The following is a 14316-nucleotide window of genomic DNA, read 5'->3' as shown; positions in this document are numbered from 1 at the left end:
TCAAAGGTCAGGACGGATCGGCGATCGAGCGGGCCATTTTCTGCAATGCCTCGAACACCGGCGTGTAGGGTTCGTGGTGCAGGGCGACGAGGCCGACGGTCGGCACGAAGGCGCCGTCGGCGACCGGCACGAGCGCCAGGTCGCGGCCGACGGCGAGGAAGCGGGCGAGGTCAGTCGGCAGGATGGTGGCAAAGCCGCCCTCGACCACATGGCTGACGAGCACGATGGTGGAGTTGGATTCCACCAGCGCGGCGGGCTCGACGCCGGCCTCCATGAAGTTGCGGTTGATGATGCGCCGGTTCTGCATGTCCGGCGTCAAAAGGCAGAGGCGGACGCCCGAGAGGTCGCTCCAGGTCAGTCGCCTGCGGATGGCGAGCGCGTGGTCGGCCGGGCAGATGACGACGTAGCGCTCGCGGTAAAGCGAGGCGGCGGCGACGCGGCCGAGCGGCTCGTTGTCGAGATAGGTGATGCCGGCGTCGATATCGAGGTTTTCCAGCATCGCCAGGATGTCGATGGAGGAGCGCGACAGGACCGTAAAGCTGACATTGGGGTGCTTTTCGGTGAAGTGGGACGTCAGCCTGGCGGCCCAGGTCAATGCCGTCGGGATGGCGGCAAGGCGCAGGTGCCCGGAAAGACCCTCCTTGGAAAACCGCATCTCGTCGCGCAGGCGCCGTGAATCGCCGACGATCTGGCGTGCCCAGACGAGGGCGCGCTGGCCCTCCGGGGTCAGGCCGCCGAAACGCGAGCCGCGCTGGACCAGCTTGACGCCGAGCTGTTCCTCAAGCTGGCGGATGCCGGCCGACAGGGTCGGCTGGGTGATGCCGAGGCTGTGGGCGGCGCGGCCGAAATGTTGCTCCTTGGCGAGCGCGAGCAGCATTTCCAGCTTGGCGAGCATAGCAGATCCCTATCGAAAGCATTTCGATCAATAGCGGAAACGCATGGGATCGGGAATGGCTGAAAGCTACCCCCACAGCGCCTGCAGGCCGATGGCGCCACCGAAGATGAGGAAGAGCAAAAGGCTTTCAAAGCCGATGCGTGCCGTGCCCTCCTTCTGGCGCAGCAACAGGCCGAGGAGCAGGACGGCGGTCATGACGAGGCCGACGGCGTTCCAGAAGAAGTCCGAATTGCCGACGGCGTGGTAGATCGAGCCCTCGCGGTAGCCGGCGTCGGAGATCGTCAGGAACAGGGTGTCGAAGCTGTTGCCGCCGATGATGCCGCCGACGGCAAGCTGCAGGGCGCCACGGCGCACGGCGGCCAGCGTCGTCACCAGCTCCGGCAGGGAGGTGATGACCGCCGTCATCAGGGCGCCGACGAGGGTCTCGGACAGGCCGAGCCGGTCGGAGAGCGTGACGCCGCAGCGCGCGATGGTCCAGCCGGCGCCCGCCAGGAACACGACGAGGACGGCGAAGGTGGCGATGAGGCCGACCGGGCTCTGTCGGGCGTCGTCCTCGTCCTCGGGCCTGTCCTCACGCGTCTCGTCGGTCGAGATCGGCTGCCACATCGGGTATTCGCGCACGCGCCGCGTGGCGACGATGCCGGCGACATAGATCGCCGGGATCGCGAAGGACAGCGGATGGATCGCGAAGAGGGTGATTTCCGGCGTCGTCGACGCCAGGAACGGGATTGCCAGCAGCAGGATCAGGAGCCCGCACTGGAAGACGTTGGCGAGTTCCGCCGCGGCGTGTTCCAGGTTGGCGCGGCGATAGACGAGGTCGGCAACGGCGAGAAAGGCGGTCTGGGCGGCGATGCCGCCGATGCCGTTGGCAAAGGCGAGCGAAGCGTGGCCGTTGAGCGCGGAGGTCAGGGAGACGACCGCGCCGGAGAGCGACGTCGCGGCGCCGAGAAGGACGCCGCCGATCAGCGCCTCTCCGAGGCCGGTGCGGTCGGCGATGCGGTCGGCAAGCGTCGTCATGCGCAGGCCGCACAGCAGAATGACCGCCGCGGCAGCGGCCATCACGGCGGCGATTGTGGGAGTGCTCAGGTCGGCCAGCATGGGTGCCTTTCTTGAGCGCTTTTTTGCGAGCTTATTGGGTAACGACGCTGACCACCACCGTCGCGGCGACGCACAGGACGACAATTCCCCCTGCCGCCAGAAGCCCGTCACGGACGACGAGGGCGGCCGCGAACAACGTGACTGCCCCGGCAACGATCGACGAGGTGAAGGGGATGACTTCCAGGAACGGCATGACGAGGCCGCAGGCAACGCATGCGGCCTGCAGCAGGGACCGCGCCGGCGGGCTCATCAGCAGGTGCAGACGTTCCCTGGTGTAGCGGTCGACGAAGCGCGCTGGACGGCGCAAGAAACCGAGAGCGCTCTTCAGCTTGTCGCTGGATATCCGACGCCTCAGGATCCAGCCGGGAAGCCAGACGTGGTCCCGGCCGATGAGCATCTGCAGGGAAACGAGGGCGATCGTCAGCCCGAAAAAGCTCGACGCTCCGGGAATGCCGCTGAGCGGCGTGATCGCCAGCAGCGCCGGCAGCAGGATCAACGCGCTCTGGGACGCCGCGCCGAGGGAGGTCACCGTCTCATCGACGGAAACCTCTTCGCCTGACGCGATCTCGCAGGTCCTGTCGAGCACCGCGGTGATGGAATAGGCGCCCTCACTCACAGGCGCCCATCTCTCTTGTCGGCTCCGGCCACTTTGCGATCAGTAGTCGCAGCGGGCGCGATAGCGGCGGCCGTAGCGGTCGCGGTAGTAGCACCAGCCCGGCTCGGCGGCACGGCCGATGAGGCCGCCGGCAACGGCACCGATGGCACCGCCGGCGACGGCGCCGCCCATGGTTCCGCTGGTCGCGGCACCGATCGCGGCGCCCGATGCGCCACCGACGACGGCGCCCTGTTCGGTGGTCGTGCAGCCGGCGATCATCAGAGCGGCAAGGGCAGGCAGGATCACTTTCTTCATGGGATTTCTCCTCCGGTTGTCGCAAGAGCAATTCGCGGCGGCGAAAAAAGTTTCATGCCGAATGCGATTCTTTGCGCGACAGGGTTACCGGATCAGTCGTTCCCGTCCTTCATGCGCTGATAGCGCTCCAGCGCCCGCTTGCGGGCAACCGCGTGGTCGACGATGGGTTCGGGGTAGTCGCGGCCGAGCGCGATTCCGGCTTCTTTCAGTTCGAGCGGCTGTGCGGTCCAGGGGGCGTGGACGGCCTTGCCGGAAAGGTCCTTCAGCTCCGGCACCCAGCGGCGGACATAGGTGCCGTCCGGATCGAACTTCTCGCCCTGGAGGACCGGATTGAAGACCCGGAAATAGGGGGCGGCGTCGGCGCCGGAGCCGGCGACCCACTGCCAGCTCGCGGTGTTGTTGGCGAGATCGGCGTCGACGAGGGTATCCCAGAACCAGGCTTCGCCGTCGCGCCAGTGGACGAGGAGATCCTTGACGAGAAAGGAGGCGACGATCATGCGCACCCGGTTGTGCATCCAGCCGGTTGCCCAGAGCTCGCGCATGCCGGCATCGACGATCGGATAGCCGGTCCGCCCCTCCTGCCAGGCCTTCAGACCTTCCGCGTCGTCCTTCCAGTCGAAGTCCGCAAATTCCGGGCGGAGCGGCTCTTTGGGGATGGTCGGGAAGTGATAGAGCAGGTGATAAGAGAATTCGCGCCAGGCGATCTCCGAGAGGAACGTCTCCACGCCCTTCGGCATCGGCTGGCCGGTGGCCGACATGCCGGCGGCGATCGCCGCATGCCAGACCTGGCGCGGGCCGATCTCGCCGAAATGGAGATGCGGCGACAGGCGCGAGGTGCCGTCGGTGCCCGGGAAATTGCGCTTGTCGTCATAGGCCATCACCGCCTCGTCGACGAAGCTGGCGAGCTGCTCCTGCGCGCCTTTCTCGCCGGGAGTCCAGGTATGGCGCAGGCCGCCGGCCCAGTCGGGTTTTTCGGGCGGCAGCTTCCAGTCATCGAGGTTTTCGGTTTTGGGCAAGGCGTCCGGCGCGGGGATGCGGTCCGGCGCCGGTTCGGGCCGGTCTGGGTCGCCGAGGCCGCGCAGCGCCTTCCAGAACGGGGTGAACACCTTGTAGGGGCCGCCGTCCTTGGTCTGGATCTCCCAGGGCTCGCGGATGAGGGCGGCGTTGAAGCTCTTCGCCGCGATGCCGCGCTCCTTCAGGGAGGTCTTGATGGCCTCGTCGCGGGCGGTCGCCCAGGGCTCGTAACGGCGGTTCCAGAAGACGGACGTGGCGCCGGTCTCTTGCAGCAGGTCGTCGAGGACATCGGCTGCCTTGCCGGACCTCAGGATCAGCCGGCTGCCGCGCGAGGCCAGATCGTCGGCGAGGGCCTTCAGCGATCCATGGAGCCACCAGCGCGAGGCACCGCCGGGCGCCCGGTCCCCGGCGTCCTCGTCATCGCGGACATAGACCGGCACGACCGGGCGGCCGGTGTCGATGGCGGCGGCAAGAGCGGGGTTGTCGGCGAGCCTCAGGTCACGGCGGAACCAGAGGAGGACGGGGGCACCGGTGTCGGCGGACATGGATCACCTTCGGGAGGGGAGGTTCGTTGTCCCCTCGGATACGTGACACAACGCCCGCCGGACCACTGACGGTTCCGGACTTGCTCCCCTAAAAGCATGCGGGGGCCGCGGATGTCCGCGACCCCGATCTGTGCCACATCTCGTTGTTCTGGCATCAGGCTCGCTTGGCGCCGGTCACCATCGCCCGGGCCAGATTCTCCCGGTGGGCGTAGCTGGCGAAAAGAACGCCGGCGATGTGCAGGATGATGAGGGCAAGGGTCAAATTGGCAGCGATCTCGTGGGTCCCTGCCCAGAAGCCCTCGGCCTCGTCGCCTTCACCGTGCTCTCCGCGCTCGCCATATTCCTCGTGTTCTGCCTTTTCGCCGTGGACGCGCATGCCTTCGGTGGCGGGCGCGGCGGCAACGATGCCGGCGAGCGGGCCGCGGCCTTCCTCGGCGGCAAGGCGTCCCATGCCCGACACCGCGGTGACGGCAAGGCAGAGGAGGAGGGCGACGGCCATCGCCCCGCCGGCCGGGCTGTGGCCGATATGGCGTTCCGCCTTGCCGGAGACGAGGCCCTTCAGATAGGCGACAACGCGGCCGGGCCCGGTGACGAAATCGGAAAATCGCGCCCGCTTCGGTCCGACGAAGCCCCAGACGATGCGCAGTAGCACCGTCGCGACGATGGCGTAGCCGGCCCAGGTGTGCAGCCATTCCGGCTCGCCCTCGGTGAGATAGGCGGTGGCGAAGGCCGCCACCAGGATCCAGTGGCCGATCCGGATGAGGGGATCCCAGACCCGGATCGTGCCGTTGCTCTCGGACGCGGCCATCAGTCGAGGTCACCCCGGCGCTCCATCGGCTCGCCGGTCATCGGGTCGAGATAGGCCTTGACGCGCATGCCGTCGGCGCTGGTCATCTCGACCTCGTAGCCGTTGCGTTCGGCCTCGATCTCGCGGACCGTGTAGCCTTTGTCCTTCAGCTTGGCGGCGATGGCATCGACGCTCATCCATTCGGCGCGCGGCGCGGACGCCGCCATCTCGTCGCCGTCGTCGGACGCTTGAGCGCTGGCGGCGGCAAGGCCGGTGGCGGCAGCAAGGGCCACGGGCAGAAGCATCTTGCGGATCATGTCGGTCTCCTTTTCATCCGGTTGCAGCGGCGGTCGTGCCGCTGCGATGGGGTCTTTGTCGCCCAGCCGCGCTGACGGCGGCCTGACGCCTTCTGTCAGCTTGCTGTCAGCTTGCCGGCGGTAGAGGATGGCGGGCCATGAAACGCCTGATCCCGCCCTTTCTGCTCCTTGTCGCGCTCGCCGCCGCCCCGGTCGCCATCGGTCTTCCGGCGCTCGCCGACCGCGACCACCACGAGGAGCGCGACCACGACGAAGCGCGTGCGGCGCTCCGGCGCGGTGACGTGCTGCCGCTGGCACGCATCCTTGCGATCGTCGGGGACAAGCTCGGCGGGCGGGTCATCGAGGTGGAGTTCGAGCGCCGCCACGAGGGCTATGTCTATGAGCTGGAGGTGCTGAGTGAGGGCGGCCGGCTGCGCGAGATCAAGGTCGATGCGGCGACCGGCCGGATTCTTTCGCGCGGCGGGGAGGACGACTGATGCGGGCGCTTGCCGTCGAGGACGACGCCCGCATCGCGGCCGATCTGAAAGCGGCGCTGGAGGGCGCGGGGTTCCGCGTGGAGACCTGCGGCGACGGCGAAGACGCCTGGTTCCTCGGCGACACGGAGGACTATGACCTCGTCGTCCTCGACCTCGGCCTTCCCGGCATGGACGGGCTCAGCGTGCTGAAGCGCTGGCGTGCCGGCGGGCGGGAGATGCCGGTGCTGGTGCTGACCGCGCGGGGCGCCTGGAGCGAGCGGGTGGAGGGGATCGAGGCCGGGGCCGACGACTACCTGCCGAAGCCGTTCCGCATGGAGGAACTGGTCGCCCGGGCGCGCGCCCTGATGCGCCGGGCCGCCGGGCGCGGCAGCGCCATCCTCAGCCTCGGCGACCTCACCGTCGACACCAACCGGATGACCGTGTCGCGGCGCGGCGTTCCGCTGTCGCTGACGGCGCTGGAATACCGGCTCGTCGCCTATCTGATGCTGAACCGCGACCGGGTCGTGCCGGCGTCCGAACTCCTGGAACACCTTTACGGCGACGAGGACGCGCGGGAAGCCAACGCCCTTGAGGCGGTGATCGCGCGCCTTCGGCGCAAGCTCGGCGCAGGCGCGATCTGCACCAGGCGGGGCTTCGGCTATTTCCTGGAAGGCGGATCGTGAGGCGGCTGTCGCTGCGCCTGCGGCTGGTGCTTGCCGGCGCGGTCGCCGTCGTCGTTGCGCTGGCGTTGGCCGCGGCCGGCCTCGTCGCGCTCTTCGGCACCCATGTGGAGCGGCGCGCCATGGCCGAGCTCTCCGTTCAGCTCGACCAGGTGCTTTCCGGACTTGCGCTCCGCGACGGGGCCCTCGTGCTGGCGACGCCGCCGGCCGATCCGCGGTTTTCAAAACCCTATGCCGGGCTCTACTGGCAGATTTCTGCCGACGGCCGGCTGCTGCGCTCGCGCTCGCTCTGGGACGCCGAGCTGCCGCTGCCACAAGACGATCTTGCCGACGGCCAGGTGCACCGGCACGACCTTGCCGGCCCCTCCGGCGAGACGCTGCTGACGCTGGAGAGGAGCGTGACGCTTCCGGCCCGGCTCGGCGGCGGGCCGGCGCGGGCGGCGGTCGCCATGGACGCGCGCGAGCTTGAGGCCGCTGAGCAGGCCTTCCTTGCCGACATCATTCCTTATCTGGCGCTGCTTGCCCTGGTGCTGATCGCGGCCGGCTGGGTGCAGATGGCTGTCGGCCTCAGGCCGCTTGCGAGCCTTGGGCGCCGGGTGACGGAACTGCGCTCCGGTGCGGCGCGGCGGATGGGCGCCGACTGGCCGCTGGAGGTGCGCCCGCTTGCCGGCGAGATCGATGCGCTGCTCGATGCCCGCGAGGCGGACCTTGCCCGGGCCCGGGCGCGGGCCGGCGACCTTGCCCACGGGCTGAAGACGCCGCTGCAGGCGCTCCTCGGCGAGGCGGAGCGCCTCAGGGCGCGGGGCGAGATTGAGGCGGCCGAGGACATCGATCAGGTGGTGCGGTCCATGCAGCGCCATGTGGAGCGCGAGCTGGTGCGCGCGCGGGCGGCGGCGCACGCCTTCAAGGCGCGCGCGGATGTGGCGAAGGCGGTCGAGCGGATCGTTGCCGTGCTGCGGCGGACGCCCGATGGCGGGCGGCTCGACTGGCGTATCGACGTCGCGCCGGGGCTTGCCGTTGCGCTCGACGAGGGCGACTTTTCCGAGGCGCTCGGCGCGCTGGCGGAGAACGCGGCGCGGTTTGCAGCGGGCGTGGTGGCGATTGAGGCCGTCGTAGACGGCGACATGGTGCGCCTTTCGCTCTGCGACGACGGGCCGGGAATTCCGCAAGCGCGGCTTCAGGAGATGACGGCGCGTGGCCGGCGGCTCGACGAGGCCGGCGGCGGCAGCGGGCTCGGCCTTGCCATCGCGTCGGAAATCGCCGAGGCCGCCGGCGGCGGGCTGACGCTTGTTAATTCGTCTCCGGGGCTGGAAGCCCGTCTGGTAATGCCGCGGGTGTTGGACTGATCTCGGGTGAACTATATTCGTACATTACTGCATAAGAAAATAGAGAGCAGCCTATCATGAATAATATAATTGGAAAATATTGTAGGAATTTTGATAAAGAAATTCTCCTATTCTTCTTCTTGCTATCTGGGTCTCTATCGTGATGAGAAACTTCGACTCTTAAGTAATTTGAAGCACCACACGACGCCAATCCTAAGCAGAATGCTATTATTGACAAACTAGCCCATTGAAGCAAATTTGAGGGTGAATTTTTGTCTATTAATGATTGAATAAATGCCAATAAAGATACAGCACCACCACCATTTATTATCAAATTTCCTTTTATTAGTTGATTTGAAATTTCTGCTCTATCTTTTTGTTTTTGAATTTCACGCTGATTATTATATTCAAGGTTCTGTAATTCGATCTCTCTAATTAATTCTTGCTGGTCCATTGTCTTCCCCCAAGCTGGAAATTCAAATTTAATTGAAATCTAGAAAATAACAACTTTGTAGAGTGTCAGTGGAAATCCCGCGACTTCGGAATGACGCGGACGTTGCGCGGGTGGCGGGCGCGGGCCGGCGGGCCGCTCGCTACCTCGTCATCCTGCAGGGCGGCAAGGTCGGCGCTGCGGTCGCGGACGGCGCTGGCGATCAGGTGGATGACGCCGTCGGTACTCTTCTGGATGCGGCCCTCGACGACGGCGAGCCGGGCGCTCATGATCTCGCGCCGGAACCGCTCGAAGCGGCGCGCCCAGATGAGCGCGTTGGCGATGCCGGTCTCGTCCTCCAGCGTCATGAAGATGGCGTTGCCCTTGCCCGGCCTCTGGCGGATGATGACGACGCCGGCGCAGCGCACAAAGGCGGCATCGGGCAGGTCGGCGAGGCCGGCGCAGGGGATGATTCCTTCGTCGGCGAATTTTTTTCTGAGAAACGACAAGGGATGCGCCTTCAGCGATAGCCTGAGCGTCTGGTAGTCGGTAACGACGTGCTCCGACATCGGCATTTCCGGCAGCAGCGTTTGCGGCTCCTCGCCGAGCTCGCGCGCCTCGGCGGCGGCGAACAGCGGCAGCGGCGCATCGTCCGGCAGGCGCCGCACGGCCCACAGCGCCTCGCGCCGGTCGAGTTTTAGAGAGCGAAAGGCGTCGGCGTCGGCCAGTTTTTTGAGCGCGCCATGGGGAAGACCGGTGCGGCGCCAGAGCGTTTCCACGTCGCCGTAACCGTCCTCCCGCCCGTCCGTCAGTGTCTTTGCCCAGTCCTCCCGGAACCCGTCGATCTGGCGAAAGCCGAGACGCAGCGTAAGGGCGCCGCTTGCGGCCTCCTCCAAGGTGTTGTCCCAGAAGCTGGCGTTGATGTCGGGGCCGCGCACCTCGACCCCGTGCTCGCGGGCGTCGCGGACGATCTGGGCCGGGGCATAGAACCCCATGGGCTGGGCGTTGAGGAGGCCGCAGGCAAAGACCGCCGGGTGGTGGCATTTGATCCAGGCGGAGACGTAGACCAGCTTGGCAAAGGAGGCGGCGTGGCTTTCCGGAAAGCCGTAGTCGCCGAACCCCTTGATCTGGTTGAAGCAGCGCTCGGCGAAGTCGCGCTCATAGCCGCGCCGGACCATGCCCTCGACCATCTTTTCCTCGAACGAGTGGATGGTGCCGAGATGGCGGAAGGTGGCCATGGCGCGCCTCAGGCCGTTGGCCTCGTCGGCGGTGAATTCCGCCGCGACGATGGCGACCTTCATGGCCTGTTCCTGGAACAGCGGCACGCCGAGGGTCCGGCTCAGCACGTTGCGAAGCTCGTCCGGATCGTGCGGCGGGGCGGGCGAGGGAAAGTGCACCGCCTCCTCGCCGTTCCGCCGGCGCAGATAGGGGTGCACCATGTCGCCCTGGATCGGGCCGGGGCGCACGATCGCCACCTCGATGACGAGGTCGTAGAACTCTTTCGGCTTCAGGCGTGGCAGCATGGCGATCTGGGCCCGGCTTTCGACCTGGAAGACGCCGATGGAATCGCCCCTTTGCAGCATCTCGTAGACCGCCCCGTCCTCCTGCGGGATGCTGGCGAGATCATGGTCGAGGCCGCAATGGCCCCGCATCAGCTCGAAGCATTTGCGGATGCAGGTCAGCATGCCGAGGGCCAGCACATCTACCTTCATCAGCCCGAGGGTGTCGATGTCGTCCTTGTCCCATTCGATGAAGGTGCGGTCCGCCATCGCCGCATTGCCGATCGGCACCAGCTCGTCGAGACGGCCGCGGGTCAGCACGAAGCCGCCGACATGCTGGGAGAGATGGCGGGGAAAGCCGAGCAGGGTTCCGGCAAGGTCGACGGCCTGCTTTATCAGCGGGTTTTCCGGATCGAGTCCGGCCTCGCGCACCCGGAGCGCGCCCTTGTTGTCGCCCCAGCTTCCCCAGACCGTGCCGGCAAGGCGGGCGGTGACATCTTCGGTCAAACCGAAGACCTTGCCGACCTCGCGGATGGCGCTCTTCGGCCGGTAGCGGATGACGGTGGCGGCGATGCCGGCGCGCTCGCGGCCGTAGCGCTGGTAGATGTGCTGGATCACCTCCTCGCGCCGCTCGTGCTCGAAATCGACGTCGATGTCGGGCGGCTCCTTGCGTTCGGCGGAAATGAAGCGGGCGAACAAAAGGTCGTGCTCGGCCGGGTCGACGGCAGTGATGCCGAGCACGTAGCAGACGGCGGAATTGGCGGCGGAGCCGCGGCCCTGGCAGAGGATGCCGCGGTCCTCGGCGAAGCGGACGATGTCGTGGATGGTGAGGAAATAGCGGGCGTAGTCGAGGTCGGAAATCAGCGTCAGTTCGTCGATGAGGAGCTTTTCGACCTTTGCCGGAACGCCGTCCGGATAGCGCCAGCGCGCGCGCTTCCAGGTCAGTTCCTCCAGCCAGCCCTGCGGGCTCTTTCCCGGCGGGATCATCTCTTCGGGGTATTCGTAGCAGAGCTCGTCGAGGGAGAAGTCGATACGCTCCAGCAGCCGGCCGGTCTCGGCGATCGCCTCCGGGGCGTCGCGGAACAGGCGGGCCATCTCCTCAGGGTATTTCAGGTGGCGCTCCGCATTGGCGTTGAGGCGGCGGCCGGCGCTGGCGAGTTTTAACCCCTCGCGAATGCAGGTGACGACGTCCTGCAGGGGGCGCCGCTCCGGCCGGTGATAGAGCACGTCGTTGACGGCAAGGAGCGGCACGCCCGCTTCCTCGGCGAGTGTCTTGAGACCAATAAGTCGGCGCCGGTCGTCGCCGCGATAGAGCATGGAGGCGGCGAGCCAGACGGCGCCGGGCGCGGCATCGATTAGGCGGCTAAGGGTGGAGAAGAGGATGTCCCTCTCGCCCGTTTGCTCTCCACTCTGCGTCACCACCGGGCTTCGACCCGGTGGTCCACGCGGCGCTGCCGGAGCGTTCTGAAAGTCCGAATGGATTGCCGGGTCAAGCCCGGCAATGACGCCTGAGGGAGATTGGGACGAAGGAGCGGATGTTTCGGCCGAGTGTGGTCCTGAATCGGACTCTAGCGCCCCCTCGCCGGGCATGACGACGAGGAGGAGGTCGCCGAGGGCCGCGAGGAGGTCGTCGATCCGGATGAGGCAGTCGCCCTTTTCCGCGCGCAGCTTGCCGAGGCTCAAAAGCCGGCAGAGGGAGGCCCAGCCGGTGCGGTTCTGGGGATAGGCGAGGATTTCCGGTGTGCCGTCGCAAAACACCAGCCGGCTGCCGACGGCAAGCCGGAAGGGGAGTGGCACCGGCCGGCCGGTCTTTGCCTGCAGCTTCGCCTCCAGGTCCTTGAAGGCGCCATGGGCGCGGACGACGCCGGCGACGCTGTTGCGGTCGGCAATGCCGAGGCCGGTATGGCCGAGGCGCAGCGCCTCGGCGACAAGTTCCTGGGGGTGGGAGGCGCCGCGCAAAAACGAGAAGTTGCTGGTCGCGGCCAGTTCGGCATAGGCGGTCATGGAAAAATTCCGTGCAGGAACCAGCGCGGCCGCTCCGCCTCCAGCCCGTAGAGCCCCTCGCGGAACACCCAGTAGCGCCGGCCGGCGCCGTCCTCGACGCGGTAGTAGTCGCGGGTCAGGCCGTCGGCGCGCCACCATTCCGCTGCGATGCGCTCCGGCCCCTCGGCGCGGGCGATGTCGTGCATGGCGCGGCGCCAGCGGAAGCGCAGGGGCGGGCCGTCCGGCACCTCGGCAAGGGTCTCGATCGGCTGGGGCGGATCGAACAGGTGGATCGGGCGGCTTTGGGCCTCCGGTGGTATCCAAGGGGTGCCGTCCTCGGCCGCGCCGAGGGCCGGGACGGTGCGGGCGGCAAGCTCGGGGATGTGGCTGTCGACGGCAACGAAGCGGCGCACAGCGTCGCGCCCGAAGCGGGCGATCAGCCGGTCGATGAGATCGCTCACCTCCTGCTCGGCCGCCTCGCTGCCGTCAAGGCTCGTCTGGGGCATTGCGGCCGGCTCGCTGGCGATGACCGCAAGGCGGATGAAATCGAAGCCGAAGCCGGGGTCGAGCGGGTCGGGGAGGGCGCCGAGGCGTTCCCTGAAGAGGCGTATCAGTACGGCCGGATCGCGCTGGGGCTCCACGGTCTCGATGCCGATGCGAAAGACCCGGCCGTCGGTGCGAAAGAAGGCGGCCTCGAAGCTGCGCCCGCCCTCGCCGCGGGTCTCAAGGCTCCCGCAGACATGGCTGGCAAGGCTCCGCAGCGCTTCCAGCATGTCGGCTTCAAGGCCGATGGGTTCGGCAAAGCTCCGCTCGGCCATGGTCGGCGGCATCGGCCGGCGCGGCGTGATGCGCAGGTCGCGCTCGCCGAGGACGCCGGCAAGGCGGGCGACAAGGTCGGCACCGAAGCGGGCGGCGAGCGGCGGGCGCGGGCGCTCAGCAAGGGCACCGACGGTCTTCAGGCCCGCCCGCGACAGCGCCTGGACGGTCTGGGGCGCGAGATCGAGGGCGGCGGCGGGAAGGGGAGCGACGGCGTCGGGCTCGCCGCCGGCCGGGACGATTCTTTCGCGGCCGAAGCGGGCGAGGGCCTTTGCGGCCTCGGGCGTTCCGGCGATGCTTGCCCGTACGGTGATCCCCAATGCGGCAAGGCGCTTTTTGATGTCCGCGTGGAGACGGTCCTCGCCGTTCAGGAGATGGGCGCAGCCGGTGATGTCGAGGATAAGGCCGTCGGGCGGATCGAGGGCGACCAGCGGCGTATAGCGGTCGCAGAAATCGGCGATGCGCTCCAGGAACGCCGCGTCGGCGGCGCGGTCCATCTCCACGGCCTCAAGCTCCGGAATGCGGGCGCGGGCATCGGCGAGCGCCAGCCCGGGGCAAAGGCCGAGCTTTTCGGCCCGGGCGTCACCGGCGGCAAGGCGGAGCGCGCTGCGGTCCTTTTCGATGAAGACGAGCGGGGCTCCTTTCTCACGTGCCGGTGCGGGTGCGTTCTGCCGGGAGCGGCGCTGGATGCGATCCGCGCTGAGGTAGGGAAACCACAGGGCGAGGTAGCGGCGCGCGGCGCGCGGGTTGGGTAAAGAGACACTGCCCATGATCCCACTCCAGATGCCAGCGCCGGCCGGCGGGACCGGTGCGATGGCGCAACAGCTCGATGGTGAAGGCCGCGGCCCCGGGGGCGTTGGCGGCGAGCGGCCGGGAGGGGCCGGCGGCAACGCGCCAACGGGTCTCGGCCGCGCTCTGCTGGGGCTCCGCCTGCAGGCGCAACAGGAGGACGGTGGTGCCGGCCTCGGAGGCGGCGAGCGCCAGGCGGCGCGAGGCGGTGAAGTCGAGCACCTTCGGCGCCCCCCAGGGCTCGATGACGACGGCGCCGAGCGCGGAACAGCGCGCCGCTTCCAGCCCCGCCTTGAGGACGCCGAGGGGATCTTTCGCCTCGACAAGGACGAGGTCGGCCGGATCGAGGCCGAGGCCGGCAAGACCGGGGCCGTAGAGGCTTCCCGCCTCCACATTGACGAAGGCCTGGCGAACCCAGACGACGGTCTTGTCCGTGCCGTTTTTTTCGGCCGAGGCGTCGTCGAGCACGCGCCGGGTGAGGGCGGCGGCAAAGCCGGCCGCAGCGCCGGCGTCGAGGGGGCCGGCGGCAAAGATCTCATGCAGCGCGCCGCGGCCGAGCCCGCCTTCCAAGAACCGGTCGAGATCGGCCGGGCCGAGCCCGGTTTTCCTTTCTCCGCCGGGCGAGGGGACAGGGTCGTGCATGGGGTGTCGCGCGAAAGCCGACAGCTTCGCGCGCAGCCGGTCGAGTTCCGTCGGCATGGCCTGCTCGTGGTTTTAAATGTTCCCATTTTGTTCTATGAAAGCACCGCCGCTGAAAGGAGTCAATGCGGGCG

Annotated in this window: 14 protein-coding genes; 3 read left to right on the top strand and 11 right to left on the bottom strand. The window is 67.8% G+C overall.

Annotation, left to right across the window (positions count from 1 at the left end; genetic code table 11):
• Nucleotides 1–7: 7 nt before the first annotated feature.
• The 7 genes from CH339_RS12585 to CH339_RS12555 form a co-directional block, all read right to left on the bottom strand.
• On the bottom strand, nt 8–895 hold the full coding sequence (locus CH339_RS12585; protein WP_111434708.1) for a LysR family transcriptional regulator: 888 nt from the start codon (nt 893–895) through the stop codon (nt 8–10).
• A gap of 66 nt (nt 896–961) precedes the next feature.
• Complete coding sequence (locus tag CH339_RS12580; RefSeq protein ID WP_111434707.1) at nt 962–1993, bottom strand: sodium:calcium antiporter; 1032 nt, start codon at nt 1991–1993, stop codon at nt 962–964.
• Between the two features lie 31 nt (nt 1994–2024).
• The gene (locus CH339_RS12575) at nt 2025–2609 is read right to left on the bottom strand and encodes an exopolysaccharide biosynthesis protein (protein ID WP_111434706.1); all 585 of its coding nucleotides are present in this window, start codon (nt 2607–2609) and stop codon (nt 2025–2027) included.
• 39 nt (nt 2610–2648) lie between these two features.
• Complete coding sequence (locus tag CH339_RS12570; protein ID WP_111434705.1) at nt 2649–2903, bottom strand: YMGG-like glycine zipper-containing protein; 255 nt, start codon at nt 2901–2903, stop codon at nt 2649–2651.
• Between the two features lie 92 nt (nt 2904–2995).
• Entirely contained in the window at nt 2996–4462 is a 1467-nt protein-coding gene (locus CH339_RS12565) for a cryptochrome/photolyase family protein (RefSeq protein WP_111434704.1), read from the bottom strand.
• Nucleotides 4463–4616: 154 nt separating this feature from the next.
• Nucleotides 4617–5270: a cytochrome b/b6 domain-containing protein gene (locus tag CH339_RS12560; protein WP_111434703.1), complete on the bottom strand. Its 654-nt coding sequence runs from the start codon at nt 5268–5270 to the stop codon at nt 4617–4619.
• The gene (locus CH339_RS12555; protein WP_111434702.1) at nt 5270–5566 is read right to left on the bottom strand and encodes a PepSY domain-containing protein; all 297 of its coding nucleotides are present in this window, start codon (nt 5564–5566) and stop codon (nt 5270–5272) included. The genes CH339_RS12560 and CH339_RS12555 overlap by 1 nt, the downstream gene beginning before the upstream one ends.
• A gap of 137 nt (nt 5567–5703) precedes the next feature.
• Here CH339_RS12555 and CH339_RS12550 point away from each other — a divergent pair, with 137 nt between their 5' ends.
• Genes CH339_RS12550 through CH339_RS12540 form a run of 3 tightly spaced genes read left to right on the top strand, consistent with a single transcriptional unit; the run spans nt 5704 to nt 8047 of the window.
• The gene (locus CH339_RS12550) at nt 5704–6042 is read left to right on the top strand and encodes a PepSY domain-containing protein (protein ID WP_111434701.1); all 339 of its coding nucleotides are present in this window, start codon (nt 5704–5706) and stop codon (nt 6040–6042) included.
• Nucleotides 6042–6704, top strand: coding sequence for a response regulator transcription factor (locus CH339_RS12545; protein ID WP_111434700.1), 663 nt, complete (start codon nt 6042–6044; stop codon nt 6702–6704). Before CH339_RS12550 ends, CH339_RS12545 begins: the two co-directional genes overlap by 1 nt.
• Nucleotides 6701–8047, top strand: coding sequence for a sensor histidine kinase (locus tag CH339_RS12540; protein WP_111434699.1), 1347 nt, complete (start codon nt 6701–6703; stop codon nt 8045–8047). The genes CH339_RS12545 and CH339_RS12540 overlap by 4 nt, the downstream gene beginning before the upstream one ends.
• Here the strand turns inward: CH339_RS12540 and CH339_RS24320 are convergent.
• From CH339_RS24320 to CH339_RS25155, 4 genes are all read right to left on the bottom strand, one after another.
• A complete protein-coding gene (locus CH339_RS24320; protein WP_146610169.1) occupies nt 7992–8480 on the bottom strand; it encodes a hypothetical protein in 489 nt (162 codons plus the stop codon). The two genes, CH339_RS12540 and CH339_RS24320, sit on opposite strands and share 56 nt — an antisense overlap.
• A gap of 65 nt (nt 8481–8545) precedes the next feature.
• On the bottom strand, nt 8546–11959 hold the full coding sequence (locus CH339_RS12535; protein WP_111434698.1) for an error-prone DNA polymerase: 3414 nt from the start codon (nt 11957–11959) through the stop codon (nt 8546–8548).
• Nucleotides 11956–13443, bottom strand: coding sequence for a Y-family DNA polymerase (locus CH339_RS12530; RefSeq protein ID WP_276329881.1), 1488 nt, complete (start codon nt 13441–13443; stop codon nt 11956–11958). Before CH339_RS12530 ends, CH339_RS12535 begins: the two co-directional genes overlap by 4 nt.
• Complete coding sequence (locus CH339_RS25155; RefSeq protein WP_244669114.1) at nt 13400–14242, bottom strand: ImuA family protein; 843 nt, start codon at nt 14240–14242, stop codon at nt 13400–13402. The genes CH339_RS12530 and CH339_RS25155 overlap by 44 nt, the downstream gene beginning before the upstream one ends.
• Nucleotides 14243–14316 lie beyond the last annotated feature (74 nt).

It is taken from the genome of Rhodobium orientis (genome assembly GCF_003258835.1).
Taxonomy (GTDB): domain Bacteria; phylum Pseudomonadota; class Alphaproteobacteria; order Rhizobiales; family Rhodobiaceae; genus Rhodobium; species Rhodobium orientis.
This window is presented reverse-complemented; position numbering and strand designations above follow the sequence as displayed.

Bases quoted from the DNA above. Each gene is read 5' to 3' on its own strand.
- CH339_RS12545 (WP_111434700.1), top strand. From the start codon at position 6,042: ATGCGGGCGCTTGCCGTCGAGGACGACGCCCGCATCGCGGCCGATCTG.
- CH339_RS12560 (WP_111434703.1), bottom strand. From the start codon at position 5,270: ATGGCCGCGTCCGAGAGCAACGGCACGATCCGGGTCTGGGATCCCCTC.
- CH339_RS12580 (WP_111434707.1), bottom strand. From the start codon at position 1,993: ATGCTGGCCGACCTGAGCACTCCCACAATCGCCGCCGTGATGGCCGCT.
- CH339_RS12555 (WP_111434702.1), bottom strand. From the start codon at position 5,566: ATGATCCGCAAGATGCTTCTGCCCGTGGCCCTTGCTGCCGCCACCGGC.
- CH339_RS12535 (WP_111434698.1), bottom strand. From the start codon at position 11,959: ATGACCGCCTATGCCGAACTGGCCGCGACCAGCAACTTCTCGTTTTTG.
- CH339_RS25155 (WP_244669114.1), bottom strand. From the start codon at position 14,242: ATGCCGACGGAACTCGACCGGCTGCGCGCGAAGCTGTCGGCTTTCGCG.
- CH339_RS12570 (WP_111434705.1), bottom strand. From the start codon at position 2,903: ATGAAGAAAGTGATCCTGCCTGCCCTTGCCGCTCTGATGATCGCCGGC.
- CH339_RS12585 (WP_111434708.1), bottom strand. From the start codon at position 895: ATGCTCGCCAAGCTGGAAATGCTGCTCGCGCTCGCCAAGGAGCAACAT.
- CH339_RS24320 (WP_146610169.1), bottom strand. From the start codon at position 8,480: ATGGACCAGCAAGAATTAATTAGAGAGATCGAATTACAGAACCTTGAA.
- CH339_RS12550 (WP_111434701.1), top strand. From the start codon at position 5,704: ATGAAACGCCTGATCCCGCCCTTTCTGCTCCTTGTCGCGCTCGCCGCC.
- CH339_RS12565 (WP_111434704.1), bottom strand. From the start codon at position 4,462: ATGTCCGCCGACACCGGTGCCCCCGTCCTCCTCTGGTTCCGCCGTGAC.